This window comes from Streptomyces tuirus (assembly GCF_014701095.1).
Classification (GTDB): domain Bacteria; phylum Actinomycetota; class Actinomycetes; order Streptomycetales; family Streptomycetaceae; genus Streptomyces; species Streptomyces tuirus.
On sequence record NZ_AP023439.1, the window covers coordinates 2,956,484 to 2,974,090 of the forward strand.

13 protein-coding genes are annotated in these 17,607 nt (G+C 71.2%); 8 read left to right on the plus strand and 5 right to left on the minus strand.

The window, feature by feature from the left end:
- The first annotated feature begins 485 nt into the window (after positions 1-485).
- The 4 genes from IGS69_RS13485 (at position 486) to IGS69_RS13500 (ending at position 7,515) form a co-directional block, all read left to right on the plus strand.
- A complete protein-coding gene (locus tag IGS69_RS13485) occupies positions 486-1,676 on the plus strand; it encodes an LCP family protein (RefSeq protein WP_190899506.1) in 1,191 nt (396 codons plus the stop codon).
- A gap of 241 nt (positions 1,677-1,917) precedes the next feature.
- On the plus strand, positions 1,918-3,657 hold the full coding sequence (locus IGS69_RS13490; RefSeq protein ID WP_190899508.1) for an LCP family protein: 1,740 nt from the start codon (positions 1,918-1,920) through the stop codon (positions 3,655-3,657).
- Positions 3,658-3,890: 233 nt separating this feature from the next.
- Entirely contained in the window at positions 3,891-5,645 is a 1,755-nt protein-coding gene (locus IGS69_RS13495) for an LCP family protein (RefSeq protein WP_190899510.1), read from the plus strand.
- 226 nt (positions 5,646-5,871) lie between these two features.
- Positions 5,872-7,515, plus strand: coding sequence for an LCP family protein (locus IGS69_RS13500; protein ID WP_190899512.1), 1,644 nt, complete (start codon positions 5,872-5,874; stop codon positions 7,513-7,515).
- 75 nt (positions 7,516-7,590) lie between these two features.
- Here the strand turns inward: IGS69_RS13500 and IGS69_RS13505 are convergent, their stop codons facing one another.
- From IGS69_RS13505 to IGS69_RS13515, 3 genes are read right to left on the minus strand one after another with little or no spacing between them, the layout of a single operon-like run.
- Positions 7,591-8,877, minus strand: coding sequence for an ABC transporter permease (locus IGS69_RS13505; RefSeq protein WP_190899514.1), 1,287 nt, complete (start codon positions 8,875-8,877; stop codon positions 7,591-7,593).
- Positions 8,877-9,572, minus strand: a complete 696-nt coding sequence (locus IGS69_RS13510) for an ABC transporter ATP-binding protein (RefSeq protein WP_190899515.1) — start codon at positions 9,570-9,572, stop codon at positions 8,877-8,879. The genes IGS69_RS13505 and IGS69_RS13510 overlap by 1 nt, the downstream gene beginning before the upstream one ends.
- Positions 9,569-10,939, minus strand: a complete 1,371-nt coding sequence (locus tag IGS69_RS13515; protein WP_190899517.1) for a peptidoglycan-binding protein — start codon at positions 10,937-10,939, stop codon at positions 9,569-9,571. Before IGS69_RS13515 ends, IGS69_RS13510 begins: the two co-directional genes overlap by 4 nt.
- 277 nt (positions 10,940-11,216) lie before the next feature.
- Here IGS69_RS13515 and IGS69_RS13520 point away from each other — a divergent pair, with 277 nt between their 5' ends.
- Both IGS69_RS13520 and IGS69_RS13525 read left to right on the plus strand, forming a co-directional pair.
- Positions 11,217-11,618: a hypothetical protein gene (locus tag IGS69_RS13520; protein WP_190899520.1), complete on the plus strand. Its 402-nt coding sequence runs from the start codon at positions 11,217-11,219 to the stop codon at positions 11,616-11,618.
- Positions 11,619-11,633: 15 nt separating this feature from the next.
- Positions 11,634-12,587 (plus strand): hypothetical protein, encoded by a 954-nt coding sequence (locus IGS69_RS13525; RefSeq protein ID WP_190899521.1) that lies wholly within the window; start codon positions 11,634-11,636, stop codon positions 12,585-12,587.
- A 182-nt stretch (positions 12,588-12,769) separates the two neighbouring features.
- Here IGS69_RS13525 and IGS69_RS13530 read toward each other — a convergent pair whose 3' ends face one another.
- Positions 12,770-13,807 carry a glycosyltransferase family 2 protein gene (locus tag IGS69_RS13530; protein WP_190899524.1) on the minus strand — a complete coding sequence of 346 codons (1,038 nt, stop codon included), beginning with the start codon at positions 13,805-13,807 and terminating at the stop codon, positions 12,770-12,772.
- A gap of 126 nt (positions 13,808-13,933) precedes the next feature.
- On the opposite strand from IGS69_RS13530, the gene IGS69_RS13535 reads away from it, so the two are divergent.
- On the plus strand, positions 13,934-15,412 hold the full coding sequence (locus IGS69_RS13535; RefSeq protein WP_190899526.1) for an LCP family protein: 1,479 nt from the start codon (positions 13,934-13,936) through the stop codon (positions 15,410-15,412).
- A 190-nt stretch (positions 15,413-15,602) separates the two neighbouring features.
- Here IGS69_RS13535 and IGS69_RS13540 read toward each other — a convergent pair whose 3' ends face one another.
- Positions 15,603-16,187 (minus strand): acyl-CoA thioesterase, encoded by a 585-nt coding sequence (locus IGS69_RS13540; RefSeq protein ID WP_190899527.1) that lies wholly within the window; start codon positions 16,185-16,187, stop codon positions 15,603-15,605.
- A gap of 92 nt (positions 16,188-16,279) precedes the next feature.
- Between IGS69_RS13540 and IGS69_RS13545 the strand changes: the two genes are divergently transcribed.
- The gene (locus IGS69_RS13545) at positions 16,280-17,578 is read left to right on the plus strand and encodes an LCP family protein (protein WP_190899529.1); all 1,299 of its coding nucleotides are present in this window, start codon (positions 16,280-16,282) and stop codon (positions 17,576-17,578) included.
- Positions 17,579-17,607 lie beyond the last annotated feature (29 nt).

Genomic DNA, 17,607 nt, shown 5'->3' on the forward strand with positions numbered 1-17,607 from the left:
CTTGCGCGCCCCGGGACGCCCGGCATGATGACGGGGCCTTGCCGGATGGCGGGCCTGCTGGACGGCGAACCTTGCAGGGCGGCGGGGCCCTGCGCGCCCCGGGACGCCCGGCATGATGACGGGGCCTTGCCGGATGGCGGGCCTGCTGGACGGCGAACCTTGCAGGGCGGCGGGGCCCTGCGCGCCTCGGGACGCCCGGCCTGATGGCGGGGCCTTTGCCGGATGGCGGGCCTACTGGACGGCGGCCTTGCTGGATGGCGGGGCCTTGTAGGGCGACCTGAGGAGGTCGCGCGGTGGGCGGTGCTCTCGTCGGACGCGGCAGGGGGCCGCCGGCGGGGCCAGGTCCCGGAGCCCCTCACCCTTTCGGCGCACCCCCACCCACCTCCCGCCCTCCATCCGCGCCATGGTCGTAGGAGCAGTGCGCGCGGGGCGTTCCTACGTCAGGAGGGGTGGTTGCTGCCGTGGGCTACAGGGTCGGTCCTGGCATGGGGGCGTCCGCCACCGGTCGGGGCCTGGTGCGGCGGCGCCGGCGGCGGTGGGTGCGGATCACGGCGTTCGGGGCCACGGCCCTCCTCGTGGCGGCCGGCGGGGTCGGCTGGGCCCTCTACGCCAAGCTCAGCGGGAACATCACCGCCGACGAGGCCGCCGCGGCCGAGCTCGCGAAGTACGACAGGGAGCGGCCCACCTCCCTGGTCAAGGATGCCCGGAACATCCTGCTGATCGGGTCGGACTCGCGCGAGGGGAGCGACAACGCCCGCTACGGGCGGGACTCCGGCACCGAGCGGTCCGACACCACGATCCTGCTGCACCTGTCCGCGGGCCGGGGCAGCGCCACCGCCGTCTCCCTCCCCCGGGACCTGATGGTGAACCTGCCGGGGTGCCGCCGCCCGGACGGGTCCCGCAGCGCGCCCCGGTTCACCATGTTCAACCAGGCCTTCCAGCTGGGTGGTTCGGCCTGCACGATCCGGACCGTGGAGAAGCTGACCGACATCCGCGTCGACCATCACGTCGTCGTCGACTTCCACGGCTTCAAGGAGATGGTCGACGCGGTCGACGGCGTGCAGGTGTGCCTGCGGGAGCCGATCGACGACCGGGCCGCCAAGCTGCGGCTGCCCGCCGGGCGCGTGACGCTGAACGGCGAGCAGGCCCTCGGCTACGTCCGCGCCCGCAAGACCCTCGGCGACGGCAGCGACACCGAGCGGATGGAGCGCCAGCAGCGATTCCTCGGGGCACTCGTCAACAAGGTGCGCAGCAATGACGTCCTGCTGAATCCGGCGAAGCTGTACCCCGTGCTGGACGCCGCCACGTCGTCCCTCACCACCGACCCGGAACTGGCCAGCTTGCGTGGTTTGTACGAACTCGTTCGCGGCCTGCGCGACATCCCCATGGAACAAGTGCAATTCCTGACCGTCCCCCGGGAGTCGTATGCGTACGACACCAATCGCGACCAACTCGTGGAGCCCGCGGCGCAGAGGCTCTTCGAGCGGCTGCGGACGGACAAGCCGGTGGTCGTCGAGGGGGGCGGCCCGCGCAGTCATGCCCCGCTGAGGCTCTCCGACACGCGTGACGGGTCGTACGGGGATTCGTTTCCGGGTCCCTATCGCGGGCCCGCCGTCACCGTTTCTCCTCCACCGACGTTTCGGGGGAACACGGCAGCCGAGGACACCTGCGAGTAAAGCGGGCGCCAAGGTCACTCCAAGGCAATGAACGCTCCACCCGGGAAATGGGCGAATTGCCCAGGTGTAGGGACGTGGAATGGGTCACCGTCGTCGCTCGGCGCGGAAAGGGGCGGTTAGTGTGAGCGGTCCGGTGCGCCCGGCTCTGAGGGACGGTCCCGAGGTCGCGCACTGAGTGACCGAGATCCGAGCGCCTTGGAGGGGAAGGCGCCGCGTGCCCCGACGGAGGAATCAGGCAACCGTGGACGCGCAAGGCCGTGGGCGGGCGGACGACATCGATCCCGCAGACCAGTGGGTGCTCAACCCGGACACCGGCGAATACGAACTGCGACTGGGGCCTTCCGCCCCGCGATCGGGCGTCCCCGCGCCCCGCAGGCCACGGCCCTCCGAGGCGGCCCCGCCGGCACGCGGCCGCACGGAGGCACCCGGCCGGTCGCGACCCGAGACGCCCGGGCGCGCGGTGCCCCCGCCGCGCAGGCGCCGCGGGGCGCCCGAGGAGCCGCTGCCGGGCCGGCGCGGACGGCGTCCGGCGAAGGCCTCGAAGGGCAAGAAGGTCCTGCTGTGGACCGGCGGCGCGATGGCGTTCGTGCTGGTCGCGGGTGCGGGCGCGGCGTACTTCTACATCGAGCACCTGAACGACAACATCGCCTCGGTCTCCGACGACGGCGCGAGCACCGGTGGCTTCAGCAAGGACAAGGCCATCAACATCCTGCTGATCGGCACCGACAAGCGCACCGGCAAGGGCAACGGCAGCTACGGCGACGCGGGCAGTGTCGGGCACGCCGACACCACGATCCTGCTGCACGTCTCCAAGGACCGTTCGAACGCGACCGCGCTGAGCATCCCGCGTGACCTGATCACCGATGTGCCGGACTGCCCGACGACGCAGGAGGACGGCACCCAGAAGATCATCCCCGGCACGCGGCAGGTCCGCTTCAACACGAGCCTCGGCCAGGACGGCCGTACGCCCAGCTGCACCATGCGGACCGTGACCGAGCTGACCGGGGTCAAGCCGGACAACTTCATGGTCGCGGACTTCAACGCGGTCAAGACGCTGACCAGCGCGGTCGGCGGGGTCGAGGTCTGCGTGGGCAAGGACCTCGACGACCCGGACTCGCACCTCAAGCTGTCCAAGGGCACCCACACCATCGAGGGCGAGCAGGCCCTGGCCTTCGTCCGCACCCGGCACGCCGTCGGCTTCGGCGGCGACCTGAGCCGGATCGGGCTGCAGCAGCAGTTCCTGAGCGCGCTGATGCGCAAGCTGAAGTCCAACGACACCCTCACCAGCCCGTCGAAGATGCTCGACCTGGCCGAGGCGGGCACCAAGGCGCTCACCGTGGACTCGCAGCTGGACAGCATCGGCAAGCTGAAGGACCTCGGTCTGGAGCTGGGCAAGCTCAACACCGAGAACCTGACGTTCACCACCACCCCGGTGATCGACAATCCGACGGAGAAGGTCAAGGCCACCGTCGTGCTGAACGAGTCGTCGGCCCCGCAGGTTTTCAGCATGATCAGGAACGACGTCTCCTTCACCGCCGTCAAGGAGCGGAAGAAGAAGGAGGCCGCCGCGGTCGCCGCCCGGCTGAAGGGCACCAAGGCCCCGGCCTCCGAGGTGCGGGTGCGGATCCTCAACGGCGGTGCCGTCGCCGGCAGCGCCCAGGAGACGCTGAGCTGGCTGCAGAACGAGGAGGGCGTGACGAAGTCGGAGAACGCCGGCAACGCGCCCGCCTCGCTGGCGAAGACCACCCTCGAGTACGCCCCCGACCAGGCCGGCCAGGCCCGCCGTCTCGCCGATCTCATGGGCCTGCCCGGGTCCGCGATGAAGCCGGGCGAGAGCGTGACCAACGACCAGGGGCTGCCCGCGATGACGCTCACCCTCGGCAAGGACTTCGAGGGGGCGGGGGCCTCTCTCACCGCGCCTTCAAAGGCGCCGGAGGGCGTGCAGAAGTCCACCGCGGACAAGGTGGAGTGCGCCAAGTGACGGGAATTTCCTTGGTGTTCGCCGAACTTCCTTCAAACAAATGGGCCGGATTGCCCAGTTGTGAGAACGTGGAATTTCTCACCCACGTCGCTTGACGCCGAAGTGTGCGGATAGTGTGTGCGATCCAGTGCTCTCACCCATGAGCTCCGTCCTGGGGGCGTGCACTGCTTGACCAGCACCGTGCGCCTTCCGGGGGAGGGCGCCGCGTGGCCCGACGGAGGAATCAGGCAACCGTGGACGCGCAAGGCCGTGGGCGGGCGGACGACATCGACCCCGCAGACCAGTGGGTACTCAACCCGGACACCGGCGAATACGAACTGCGACTGGCCCCTTCCGCAGCGCAGTCGTCCGTTCCCGGGCCTCGTGGTTCCGGTGGCCGTGGCGCGGCCGGCAAAGGCGGCGCGGCCCGTAACGGCCGGACCGCCCCCGCCCGGCGTTCCGGTGCGGCGTCGCCCGGCGCCGGGACCCCTTCCCCGCGCAGACGCAACGGCGCCCCGGCCGAGGCGGCCTCGGGGCGCCGCGGGCGCCGTCCGGTGCAGAAGAAGGCGAAGGGCAAGAAGGTCCTGATGTGGACCGGCGGCACGCTGGCCTTCGTCCTGATCGGGGTGAGCGGGGCCGCGTACCTCTACTACGAGCACCTCAACAACAACATCACGTCCGTGTCCGACGACGGCGCCGGCACCGGCGGGTTCAGCAAGGACCGCGCGATCAACATCCTGCTGATCGGGACCGACAAGCGCACCGGCAAGGGCAACGAGGGTTACGGCGACAAGAACAGCGCCGGGCACGCGGACACCACACTCGTCCTGCACGTGTCCAAGGACCGTTCGAACGCCACGGTGCTCAGCATCCCGCGCGACCTGATCACCGACATCCCGGACTGCCCGACGACGCAGGAGGACGGTTCGGAGAAGGTCATCCCGGGCAAGCAGCGCACCCGCTTCAACAACAGCCTCGGGCAGGAGGACCGGACGCCGAGCTGCACCATGCGCACGATCACCGAGCTGACCGGGCTGAAGATGGACCACTTCATGGTGGCCGACTTCAACGCGGTCAAGACGCTGACCAGCGCGGTGGGCGGGGTCGACGTCTGCCTGGCGAAGGACATCAAGGACCCCGACTCCAAGCTCGACCTGCCCAAGGGCGAGCACACGATCGAGGGCGAGGAGGCCCTGGCCTTCGTCCGCACGCGGCACTCCGTGGGCTTCGGCGGCGACCTGAGCCGGATCGAGCTGCAACAGCAGTTCCTGGGCTCGATGATGCGCAAGCTGAAGTCCAACGACACCCTCACCAGCCCGCAGAAGATGTTCAAGCTGGCGGAGGCGGGCACCAAGGCGCTGACCGTCGACTCCCAGATCAGCACGATCAAGAAACTGGCCGATCTCGGGGCGGAACTGGGCAAGTTCGACACGAAGAACCTCACATTCGCCACCGTCCCCGTCGTCGACAACCCGGCGGAGAAGATCAAGGCCACGGTGGTTCTGAAGGAGCCCCAGGCCCAGCAGCTGTTCGCGATGGTCCGCGACGACGTGTCGCTGACCGAGGTGAAGCAGGAGAAGAAGAAGGAGAAGGCCGCCGCGGCCGCCCGGCTGAAGGGCACCAAGGCCCCGGCCTCCGAGGTGCGGGTGCGGATCCTCAACGGCGGTGCCGTCGCCGGGAGCGCCCAGGAGACCCTCAGCTGGCTTCAGGTCCAGGAGGGCGTGACCAGGTCCGAGAACGCGGGCAACGCCGAGCAGCCGCTGGCGAAGACCACGCTGGAGTACGCGCCCGACCAGGCCGACCAGGCGCGCCGGCTCGCCGACATCATGGGCCTGTCCGGTGCCGCGCTGAAGCCGGGCGAGAGCGTCACCAACTCCCAGGGCGTCCCCGCGATGACGCTGACCCTGGGCAAGGACTTCGAGGGTGCGGGCGTGCCGCTCACCACTCCGTCGAAGGTGCCGGACGACGTGCAGAAGGCCACGGCCGACAAGGTCGAGTGCGCGAAGTGACCTGAGCGTCCCGTTCTGCGTCTAACAGGTGGACGGAGCATGCCCGGACGAATCGGCCGGGTGTACATCCGACCGGGCATGTCAGTGGTCCAACCAGGAGCGGGGACGACCGTGCTCCGGCGGAGCACCGGGGGAACCCGTGGTCCGCGCGGACACGGGTCACCCGTGATCCGAACACGACTCGGGGCAATCCCGTGGGTCGGCCGTAGGGGTGGGAGGCAGGGGTATGGCGCAGAGTGACGTGCGCGAAGGCAGCACACGGCACGAGCCGGGGGGCCTGGCCCAGGACGAGCGTCCGGGGACGGCGGCGCCCGCGGGGGGCGGCGGCGAGGGGGACAAGGGCGGGGGGCACGGCCGGCGGCGCGGCGGTGGCCGCCGGATGTTGCGCTGGTCCGCGATCGTGCTGTCGGTCCTGATACTCGGGACGGCCGGCGCCGGATACCTCTACTACCGCCATCTCAACGGCAACATCGACAAGGGCAAGCGCAACGCCGGCGAGTCCGACGTCGAGAAGACCGGGCCCAACGCCGACGGCCAGACCCCGCTCAACATCCTGCTGATCGGTTCCGACAGCCGGAACTCCGCGGAGAACGTCAAGCTCGGCGGCGGCCGGGACAACGTCGGCAGCAAGCCCCTGGCGGATGTGCAGATGCTCCTGCACGTCTCGGCGGACCGCGAGAGCGCGTCCGTGGTGAGCATCCCGCGGGACACCCGGGTGGACATCCCGAAGTGCGTCGACCCCGACACCGGCGAGACCTACCCGGCCAAGAACACGATCATCAACGAGACGCTGCAGCGCGGCGGCCCGGGCTGCACCCTGGCCACCTGGCAGAACCTGACCGGCGTGTACATCGACCACTGGATGATGGTCGACTTCGCCGGAGTGGTGGACATGGCGGACGCCGTCGGCGGCGTCCCCGTGTGTGTCAACCAGAACGTGTGGGACCGGCCGCTGCCCGGCCAGCGCGGCGGCTCGGGGCTGAAGATGACGTCCGGCACGCACAAGGTGCAGGGCAAGCAGGCGTTGCAGTGGCTGCGCACCCGCCACGCCTGGGGCAGTGACCCGCTGCGCGCCAAGGCGCAGCACATGTACATGAACGCGATGATCCGGACCCTCAAGGAGCAGAACGTCTTCACCGACACCGGTCGCCTGATGGGCCTGGCCGAGGCCGGCACCAAGGCGCTGAAGGTGTCCGAGGAGATCGGCACGGTCAAGGAGCTGTACGACGTCGGCATGCAGCTGAAGTCCGTCCCGACCAACCGCATCACGATGACGACGATGCCGTGGATCGAGGACCCCCTGGACCGCAACCACCTCGTCCCCAAGCCCGAGGACGCCGACACCATGTGGGCGATGCTCCGCGACGACGTCTCCTTCGACAAGGCCGGCAAGGCGCGCGCCGCCGCGGGCCCGTCCCCGGCGTCGGTGCAGGCCACGGGTCCCGCCGCCGCACCGGCCGCCGGGCTGTCGGTCACCGTGGTCAACGGGACGGCCAGTGACCAGCAGGCCGCCGTTCCCCAGCGGGCCGCCGCGATCGTGGCCGCGCTGCGGCAGGAGGGCTTCACCCGGGCCGTCGCCTCCGGGCAGCAGGATCCGCACGGCCGGACCCAGGTGACGTACCCGAAGAGCACCGGGGAGCAGGGCCGGGCCAACGCGCTGTCGGTGGCGAAGGCGGTCGGCGTCCCGAGCGGCCAGGTGCGGGCCACGGACGACGTGACCACCACGCTGACCATCGGCAGCGACTGGCGGGAGGGCACGACGTACCCGAAGCGGAAGGCTCCCGAGGCGGGCGACCTGCCCGATTCCGCGGACGCGCTGAGCGCGGACAAGAAGGAGTGCATGGACGTGTACCGGCCCTACCGGTGGTGATCACGTCCGCGGCATGAAGGAGCGGGGCCCGCCGTCCGGGAGGACGGCGGGCCCCGTTTCATCCGCGCGGGCGGGTCAGCGGCGCAGCGCTTCGGCCGGCTGGATGCGGCTGGCGCGCCAGGCCGGGTAGAGACCGGCGAGCACACCGGTGGCCAGGCCGACCAGGGGGGCGGTCACCACCGTCGCCGGATGGATGACGGGCGTCCACTCGCGGTGGACGGCCATGACGACCACGGTCACCGTGCCGAGACTCGTGCCGACCAGGCCGCCGAGCGCCCCGAGCGCGCCCGACTCGGCCAGGAACTGGACGGTGATGTGCCGGCCGCGGGCACCGAGCGCGCGGCGCAGGCCGATCTCCCCGGTGCGCTCCAGCACGGCGACGAGCGTGGTGTTGGCGATGCCGACCGCCCCGATGACCAGGCAGATCCCGGCCAGCAGCATGAAGAGCTGGTCCAGGTCGGAGGTGACGCTGCCGCGCAGGGTCTTCGGGTCGGGCGGCGGTACGACCTTGAAGCGGTCGGGGTGGGCCGGGTCGAGCGCGAGGGCCGCCTCGGAGGCGATCTGCCGGGCGGCGCCGAGGTCGGTGGAGATGAGCATCTTGGCCCGCTCGCCGCTCTGGGGTCCGCCCCAGATCTCCTCGGCGGTGGTGCGCGGCACGACGACCGACAGCAGCAGGTCGGCCTTGCGCCGCACGTCGTCGACGATGCCGATGACGGTGAAGGCCCGGTCCCCGACGAAGACGGCCGGGGCGGTCTCCAGGGTGGAGATGCCCAGCCGGGAGGCGAGTCCCGAGCCGATCACGGCGACGTTCTCCCCGTGCCGGTCGTGGTAGGCGTCGAAGGTCCGGCCCTGCGCCAGGCTCGGCTCGGCCGCCGCGAGGACCCCGGGTGAGGCGGCGACGACCTGGGCCTCCTGCCCCGTCGCGCCGGAGGCCGGGGGCGCGGCGCCGACGGTGGTGCCGGGCGCCAGCCGTACGGGCCAGTACACCCCGGCCTCGCGAACACCGCCCAGCGCTCCGATGCGGCGGTCCGCGTCCGCGGGGAAGGCGTTGGCGAGGAACTCGGGCTGCTCGCCGCCGGTGTCCTCGACGGTCACCTCGGTGGCGGTCAGTTCGTTGAAGCGGGAGTCGATCTGCGAGGACGTGGTCGCGGTCAGTCCGAGGACCGCGACGAACGTGCCGACGCCGAGGACCGTGCCGAGCGCCGTCAGCGCCGAGCGGGCGGGCCGCTGGAGGATGCCGGCCACGGACTCCGCCAGCAGGTCCCGCGGGCTGAACCGGGAGCGCTCGCCCGGGGGCACACCCCGCGCGGCCTTCGCACGGCCCGGCCGGGTGAGGCTTCTGAACGTCTCGAGGGCCGGCATCAGACTCCCACCTGCTCCGTCAGCACGCCGTCCCGGATGGCGACGGTGCGTCGGCCGCGGGCCGCGACGTCCGGGGCGTGTGTGATCACGACGAGGGTGATGCCGTCCGCGTGCAGTTCGTCGAGGAGGGCCAGGACCGACTCGGCCGTCTGTGTGTCGAGGTTGCCGGTCGGTTCGTCGCACAGCAGCAGCGACGGCCGGGCGACCAGGGCCCGGGCGATAGCGACGCGCTGACGCTCACCGCCGGACAGCCGGGTGGGCAGCGCGTCGGTGCGGTGGCCGAGGCCCACCCGGTGCAGGGCCTCGCGGGCGCGTTCCCTGCGGCCGCGGCGGGCGCCGCCGTTGTAGACCATGGCCAGTTCGACGTTCTCCAGCGCGGAGCGGTGCGGCAGCAGATGGAAGCTCTGGAACACGAACCCGATGCGCCGCCCGCGCAGTCCGGTGCGTTCGCCGTCGGCGAGGGGCCCGGTGTCGATGCCGTCGAGGAGGTACCGGCCCTCGGTGGGCGCGTCCAGCAGCCCCGCGATGTTGAGGAACGTCGACTTGCCGGAACCGGAGGGGCCCACGACCGTGACGTAGTCGCCCTGCCGCACCGTCAGGTCGCAGGGCTTCAGGGCCGGTACGGGCGGTGGCCCGGGGTAGGTCAGCCCCACTCCGCGGAACTCGATGACCGGCGGCGCGCCGGCCGTGCTCACTCGGCGGTCCCGTCGCCCGCCGCGGGCCGGACCCCCACGACGACCTTGTCGCCGGCCTCGAGCCGGGCGGCGCCCACCGGGGTGACCGCGGTGTAGCCGTCGCCGGAGGTGCCGGGCCGCACCTCCACGCGCCGCCGCTCGCCGGAGGCGTCCAGCACGGTGACGGTGGTGCGCGCGTCGGCGCCGGCGGACAGTGCGGAGACCGGGACGACGAGCACCTTGCCGTCGGAGGAGCCGGCCTCGACGGTGAGCCGTACGTCCTGGCCCGCCAGGCGGGCCGGCAGGGCGGAGTCGGGCTTGACGGTGACCGCGTAGCCCTGTCCGGCGGGTGCCGCAGCGGCGGCGGTGCCGTCGCCGTCGGCCTCGGGGACGGTGGGGGTGTCGGCGACCGAACCGACGGTGCCGGTGAGCTCCTCGCCGTAGACCTCGGAGAGCACCTTGACCTTCTGGCCGGGGCGGACGAGGTCCTTCTCCTGGGCGCCGAGGAAGCCGGTGACGACGAGCCGGCCGGCGGAGACCGTGGCGAGCTTCTCGCCCGCGGCCGTGCCGACCTTGGCGGTCATGCTGTCGACACGGGCCGGGAAGCCGGAGAGGAAGACGACCTCGGAGGCGGGCACCATCGGGCCCGACACGGCCTCGGCCTCGGCCAGCGCGGTCTTGGCCTCGGCGAGGTCCTCGCGCGCGTAGCGGATCTCGTCGGCGTCGGCCTTGTCGCCGAGCAGTCCGTCGAGGGCGCGCTGGGCGCTCTTCACCTCGGCGCGGGCGCCCTTCAGCGGGTCGGCGCCGTCCTTGCCGCCGCCGGCGGTGACGGGTTCGTAGCCGATGGCGGCGTAGAGCGCGGCGACGGCCTGCTTGGTGCCGGGGCCGTAGGTGCCGGCGGCGTCGGCGCCGGTGCCGTGGCCGAGCTCGCGCAGTGCCTTCTGGAGCTGGCGTACGTCGTCGCCGCGGGAGCCGGGCTTGAGGTCGCGGTAGACGGGCAGTGCCCCGCGCAGGGCGAAGACCGGGCGGCCGGAGACCTCGACGAGGACGCGGCCGCCGCGGAAGGTCTGGCCGGAGCGCACCATGATCTTGGTGACGACGGGCCGGGCGACGTCCTCGGCGGCGGTGCCGGCGGGGGCGATGTCCACCGTCTGGGAGGAGGAGACCGTGCCCCGGGTGACGACCGTGTCGGCGAGGACGCGGCGCTCGACGGGCGCGGTGAGGACGTCGGGTGCGGGTGGCCGGGCCTCGGCGGCGGCCTGCGCCGGCGACTTCACGTACGCCGACGTCCACAGTGCGGCACCCACGAGCACGACCGATCCCGCGGCCAGCGCGGTCAGCGACCGCCTGCGCCGGGTCAGGCCGGAGCTCTCCCCCTGCTTCGACAACTGACACTCCCCCAACAGCGGACGACATGGGGCGGGTCGGCGCCTTCACCCCGTCCGGCCAGCACCTTCACATCGTCATGGTCGCGCCGATATGACGATTTTCGTTCGATCAAAGTCAAGTTACCGGCACCCAAAGTTACTTGACGACCAATTATTTACGGCCACGGTGATCGTTTTTGAGTCACAACCATCACCCCTCTTGCACTTCGGTGCACAACTCATGCAAAGATCCTGCGCCGTTGGCCACAACACCCTCACAGGAAACGGGGAGACACTGATGAGAGGTCGTTCCTTCTTCGCCGCGGCTGCGCTCGCACTCGGCACGCTCGCCCTGAGCTCGGCACCGGCCCAGGCCGGCTACAACGACGGCCGCTGCGACAGCGGTGAGCTGTGCATGTACTACCACTCGACCCAGTACGGCGCGTCGTCCTACGTCGACTACTACGACGAGGAGCCGAGCCACCACGACGACGTGTTCCGCTCCAGCGGCGCCGGCAAGGGCCAGGTCGTGGGCAACAACGCGTCGTCCGCGAAGTGCGAGGGCACCCGCTACAACTACGCGATCTTCTTCAACTCCAACTTCAACGGGCAGCGGCACAACCACACCTGCGACGGTGTGCGCCGCAACACGCCGGGCTGGCTGCAGAACAACAACGCCTCCAGCTACGAGCCCTTCTAGGACGCGGACGATCCCATGCCGCGCAGTACCACCGCACGACGGCTCGGGGCGGCGCTGGTGTGCGCCGCCCTCGGGCTGACCGCCTGCTCCTCGGGCTCCGGGGACGACGGCACGCCGGGCTCCCGCTCCAGCGCGGCCCCGCCGGTCGACTTCAAGAACCCTCCGAAGGTCAGCGCCACGCCCAGCATGGCCGCCTCGGTCAATCTCGAACTGCCGCTGGAGGCGTACGCCTGGACCGACGACGAGCTGCGCACCCGCCGGCAGGGCGAGGACCTGCTCGCCGCCGCGTGCATGGGCGACTACGGGTTCGACCTGGAGCCCCGGCCGTCGTACCGGGGCGACAAGGCCCTGCGTGACGCCAACCGGTACGGGGTGTCCGACCCCGACAAGGCCTCCCGCTTCGGCTACCACCCGGACCCCACCGCGCGCGGGCCCAAGCCGCCGAAGGAGAACTACTCCAGCGCCGAGTCGCTCGTGCTGTTCGGCCCGCGCGAAGGTCAGTCCGCCAAGGCCGAGCAGAACGGCAAGGCCATCCCCAAGGGAGGTTGCTGGGGCAAATCCCTGCGCGACCTCGCGTCCAAGGGGCCCAAGGTCCACCCGGACCAGGAGGAGTTCGCCGACCAGCTCGCCGGCTTCACCTACCAGGAGTCCCAGAAGGACTCCCGGGTGAAGAAGGCGTTCAGCGCCTGGTCCGCCTGTATGAAGAAGCAGGGCTACAGCTACTCCTCCCCCATGGCGGCCGTCGAGGACAAGCGGTTCACCAAGGCCGCCACCGCCTCGGCCGAGGAGATCCGCGTCGCCACCGCCGATGTCACCTGCAAACGCGAGCACAATGTGATCGGCGTCTGGTACGCCGTCGAGGTCGCGTACCAGGAACGGGCCGTCGAGAAGAACGAGCAGCTGCTGAACACGCTCAAGGAGCGCAAGAGCTCCATCCTCAAGGCCGCGGCGGCGGTCGGGGCCCGCTGACGGGCGCGGCGGCGAGCGGGGACGCCATCGCCGGCCCGCCCCGGATCACCCTTCCGCTCGACCCCTGCTCCGGCGGTGATCAGCGGCCCCGGCCGCGATCACCGCGGGGCCGCGGCCCCGCACGCAGTGGGCCCCCTTCCCAGGTGGGAAGGGGGCCCACTGCCACGTCACATCGGGTCAGGTCAGCTCGCGGCGGCGTCCGCCCGCACCGCGGGGCGCCTGGAGGCGATGACCTTCCTCGCCAGCGCCCGCGGGCTGGTCAGGAAACCCCAGCCCCACGACATGTGCATCGTGGCCAGCGCCACGGGGATCTGCAGCCGCGCCTTCAGCGGCAGGCCCTTGCCCGCCGGAAGCGAGCCGAACAGGATCGCCGCGAGATAGCCGCCGGGCACGACGAAGCCCCACGGCGTCAGCAGGGCGCCCACCAGGATCCCGGCCGCGATCGCGCACACGGCGGTCGGCGGAGCGAGGTAGCGAAGGTTGATCGAGCCCTCGTGGAAGCGGGCGACCACGTGCCGCCAGCGGCCGTAGTCCTTGTACTGCTTGGCCAGGGCCTTGACGCTCGGCCGCGGCCGGTACGACACCTTCAGCTCGGGCGAGAACCAGATCAGGCCGCCGGCCTCACGGATGCGGAAGTTCAGCTCCCAGTCCTGGGCGCGGATGAACTCCACGTTGTAACCGCCCTGCTGCTCCAGCGCCTCGCGCCGGAACACCCCGAGGTAGACGGTCTCGGCCTGACCGGCCTGCCCGCCGGTGTGGAAGGCGGCGTTGCCGACCCCGATCTTCGAGGTCATCGCGGCGGCGACCGCGTGCTCCCAGTCGTTCTCGCCCTCGGCGTGCATGATGCCGCCGACGTTCTGCGCGCCGGTCTCCTCCAGGAGCCGTACGGCGGTCGCGATGTAGTTCGGCGAGAGCATGCCGTGCCCGTCGACGCGGACGACGATCGGATGCCGGGAGGCGTTGATCGCCGCGTTCAGCGCCGCGGGCGTACGGCCGGTGGGGTTGGGGACGGTGTGGATACGCGCGTCTTCTGCCACGAGTTCGGCGGCGATCTCGTCCGTGCGGTCCGTGGACGGACCGAGGGCGATCACGACCTCCATCTCGCCGGCGTACTCCTGCGCGAGGATCGCTTGGACTGCTCCCCGCAGATGCCGCTCCTCGTTGAGGACGGGCATGATCACGGAAACGGCGGGGTGCCGCACGTCGGGATTGGCGTTCATAGGGGCCTCACGTTACCGCGAACGGGGGACAGCCTTGCGCGCCGCCGGGGCGGTGGCGCGGGCCGCAGATCGTATCGGCCTACGGTTTCACGGATCCCACGTACGGCCGTCGTCCGGAGGTGCCCCATGCCCACGCCGCCGCGGTCCCCTCGGTCCACCGCCGCTCCCCGCCGCCCTCAGCCCCCCACCCCCCGCCGTGCTCCGCGCCGGCCCGCACCGCCCGCGCGCCGGCCGCGCTGGGCCATGCGGGCGGTCACCACGCTGTCCGTGGTGGTCCTCGCCTCCGCCGGCATCGGGCACGCGGTCATGACCAGCCTGGACGCGGACATCACCCGGGTCGACCCCTTCAAGGACATGAAGAACCGCCCGCAGGCGGGCCACGGCATGAACGTCCTGCTGGTCGGCACCGACGGCCGCGAGAAGATCAGCAAGGAGGAGCGCCGCAAGTACCGGCTGGGCGGCGCGCCCTGCCACTGCACCGACACGATCATGATCGTGCACATCTCCGAGGACCGGGAACGGGCCAGCGTGGTGAGCCTGCCGCGCGACTCGTACGCGGTGATGCCGGCGCATGTCGACCGGGTGTCGGGCAAGCGGCACCACGGGCACCCCGTCAAGCTGAACGCCGCGTACGCCGAGGGCGGGCCGCAGCTGACCGTGCGCACCGTCGAGAGCATGACGAAGGTCAAGATCGACCACTATCTGGAGGTCGACTTCACCAGCTTCATGAAGACGGTGGACGTGGTCGGGGGCGTGCAGATCTGCACCGCCGACCCCCTCAAGGACAGCTACACCGGCCTGAACCTGCCGGCCGGGCGGCACACGCTCGCCGGCGGGCAGGCGCTCCAGTTCGTCCGGGCCCGCCATGTCGACGGGGCGTCCGACCTCGGCCGGATGAAGCGGCAGCAGCGTTTCATGGCGGCCCTCGTGGAACGGCTCACGTCGTCCGGGATCCTCCTCAACCCGATGAAGTTCCGGGACGTGACGCGGGCGGTGCTCGGCTCGGTGCGGGCCGACAAGGGCTTCGGCACGGACGAGATGCTGGACCTGGGCCGCGCCATGCGGAACTTCTCCCCCTCCTCCTCCGAGTTCACGACCGTCCCGATCGGGCGGATGGGGTTCGCCGTGAAGGGCGTCGGCTCGACGCTGAAGTGGGACCCGGTGAAGTCGGAGCGGCTCTTCCAGGCCCTTCGCACGGACCAGCCGCTGTCCGTGCACCGGTCGCGCGGCGCGGCCCGGGTCGTCCCCGTCGCCCCGCAGCAGATCCGCGTCCAGGTGGAGAACGGCACCCGCACGCCCGGCCTCGGCCGCCGCGTGGACGCGGCGCTGGCCTCGACGGGCTTCCGCACCACCCGCGCCCCCGTGAACTCCGCCACCCGTGACGTGAAGCGCACGGTCGTCGCCTACGACCCCCGCTGGGACCGCTCGGCCAGATCCCTGGCGACGGCCCTGCCGGGCAGCGAACTGCGCGTGGTCAAGGGCCTGGGCGCGACCCTGAAGGTCATCGCGGGCCCGGACTTCGAACGCGTCCGCAAGGTACGCGCCGAGGACCCGGGCCAGGGCGAGTTCGGAGTGGTACGGGGCGACGAGGTGGCGTGCAGCTAGGGGGGCAGCGGCGCATGCCCCAGGGGCGCGGCGAACTGCGCGACGAACCCCCACGCACCGAGGCCACAGTCCAGCGCGCCCTCCCGCGGTGTCCGCACAATCCGACGGCAGCGCACGCCCCCAGGGGCGCGGGGAACTGCGCGACAAGCCCCCACGCACCCGAGGCCGGAGTCCGGAATCCGGCGGCCGGTCAGTCCTCGATGCCCTCCGCGGCTCGCTTCTCGCGGAGCTCCATGATCGCTCGGCGGCGGGCCAGCCGGTGGGTGCGGCGGATCTGGGCCTCCTGGTAGCGGCGCTTGTCGCGCTCGGTCTCCGGGAGGACCGGCGGGACCCGGCGGGGCTTGCCGTCGGCGTCGACCGCGGCGAACACGAGGTAGGCGGAGCCGACCTGCGTGGCCGGGGCGGACTCGTTCCAGCGTTCGGCCAGGACCCGGACGCCGACCTCCATGGACGTCCGGCCCGTCCAGTTGACCTGGGCCTTGACGTGCACGAGGTCACCGACGCGGACCGGCTCCAGGAACGCCATCTCGTCCATGGACGCGGTGACCGCCGGCCCGCCGGAGTGCCGCCCCGCCACGGCCCCCGCAGCGTCGTCGACCAGCTTCATGATCACCCCACCGTGCACGGTCCCCAGAAGGTTCGTGTCGTTGTGGGTCATGATGTGGCTGAGGGTGGTGCGGGACGCCGAAGTCGGCTTGCCCGGGATATCCGGACTGCCGGAATCCGCAGCTGGGGCCTGGTCTGTCATGGCCCCTACCTTATGCCGAGGTGGCATGAGGGGGTTTTGTGTCAGCTTCGCCACAGCCGTGCTCTGATTTTCCGACGACCCTTGTATGGGCCAGTACGGAGACCTGCACACTGGGGCGCATGAATGACTGGCCCGAGGGATTCACCGGCGACAACCGCGGCAGCCGATACGGACGCGGCAGCTCGAGCGCACAGCCCGAGAGCGCCCGTGTCATGCGGCAGGTCCGCCGCGGTCCGGCGGCATCGCCCGGGCAGGCGGGATACGGCGGCGCCCCGCCCTACGCCGGCGGAGTTCCGCAGCAGCCGTCGTACGTGGACGGCGGCTACGGCACCGGCGACGGCTACGACAGCGGCTACAACACCGGCCAGGTCTACGGCTCCCCCGGCGGCAGGGGCCCCGGCGGCCCCGGCGACGGCATGTACGAGCCGCGCCCCGCCCCGAACTGGCGCCGCCGGATCAAGGTGACAACCATCACGCTGGTGACCCTGCTGGTCGTGACGAGCGTCGCCACGTACTTCTGGGCCGACTCCAAGCTCAACCGCGACGTCGACCTTGCGAAGGTCATCGACCGTCCGGAGGCGGGCGAGGGCACGAACTACCTGATCGTCGGCTCCGACAGCCGCAAGGGCATGTCCGCCGAGGAGAAGAAGAAGCTGCACACCGGGTCCGCCGAGGGCAAGCGCACGGACTCGATGATGATCCTGCACACCGGCGGCGGCGCCCCGACGCTGATCTCGCTGCCGCGCGACTCGAACGTCACGATCCCGTCGTTCAAGGGCTCCGACTCCGGCAAGTTCTACCCGAACACCGGCCGCCAGACGAAGCTGAACGCGGCCTACGCCGAGGACGGCCCGGAGCTGCTGGTGCGCACGGTGGAGGCCAACACGGGCCTGCACATCGACCACTACGTGGAGATCGGCTTCGCCGGCTTCGCGAACATCGTGGACGCGGTCGGCGGCGTCGAGATGGACATCCCGCAGGACATCAAGGACACCAAGTCCGGCGCGGACCTCAAGAAGGGCAAGCAGACGCTGAACGGCGAGCAGGCCCTGGCCTTCGTCCGCACCCGCTACGCGCTCGCCGGCTCCGACCTGGACCGTACGAAGAACCAGCAGAAGTTCCTGTCGGCCCTGGCCAACCAGGTCGCCACCCCGGGCACGGTCCTCAACCCCTTCAAGCTGTACCCGACCATGAGCGCCGGTCTGGACACCCTCGTGGTCGACAAGGACATGAGCCTGTTCGACCTGGCGTCCATGTTCTGGGCGATGAAGGGCGTCAGCGGCGGCGAGGGCAAGTCGATGAACATGCCGATCGCGGGCAACACCGCCAACGGCAACCTCCAGTGGGACACCGCGAAGCTGAAGACGCTGGTGAACCAGCTGAAGAACGACGAGCAGGTCACCGTCTCGGGCAACTGAGCGGACGCCGCCCCGGGCGGGCAGGCAGC

What these genes read in the sequence shown, in the direction of transcription:
- IGS69_RS13485 (WP_190899506.1), top strand. Translation starts at nt 486, where the DNA reads ATGGGGGCGTCCGCCACCGGTCGGGGCCTGGTGCGGCGGCGCCGGCGG.
- IGS69_RS13500 (WP_190899512.1), top strand. Translation starts at nt 5,872, where the DNA reads ATGGCGCAGAGTGACGTGCGCGAAGGCAGCACACGGCACGAGCCGGGG.
- IGS69_RS13505 (WP_190899514.1), bottom strand. Translation starts at nt 8,877, where the DNA reads ATGCCGGCCCTCGAGACGTTCAGAAGCCTCACCCGGCCGGGCCGTGCG.
- IGS69_RS13520 (WP_190899520.1), top strand. Translation starts at nt 11,217, where the DNA reads ATGAGAGGTCGTTCCTTCTTCGCCGCGGCTGCGCTCGCACTCGGCACG.
- IGS69_RS13525 (WP_190899521.1), top strand. Translation starts at nt 11,634, where the DNA reads ATGCCGCGCAGTACCACCGCACGACGGCTCGGGGCGGCGCTGGTGTGC.
- IGS69_RS13530 (WP_190899524.1), bottom strand. Translation starts at nt 13,807, where the DNA reads ATGAACGCCAATCCCGACGTGCGGCACCCCGCCGTTTCCGTGATCATG.
- IGS69_RS13535 (WP_190899526.1), top strand. Translation starts at nt 13,934, where the DNA reads ATGCCCACGCCGCCGCGGTCCCCTCGGTCCACCGCCGCTCCCCGCCGC.
- IGS69_RS13540 (WP_190899527.1), bottom strand. Translation starts at nt 16,187, where the DNA reads ATGCCACCTCGGCATAAGGTAGGGGCCATGACAGACCAGGCCCCAGCT.
- IGS69_RS13545 (WP_190899529.1), top strand. Translation starts at nt 16,280, where the DNA reads ATGAATGACTGGCCCGAGGGATTCACCGGCGACAACCGCGGCAGCCGA.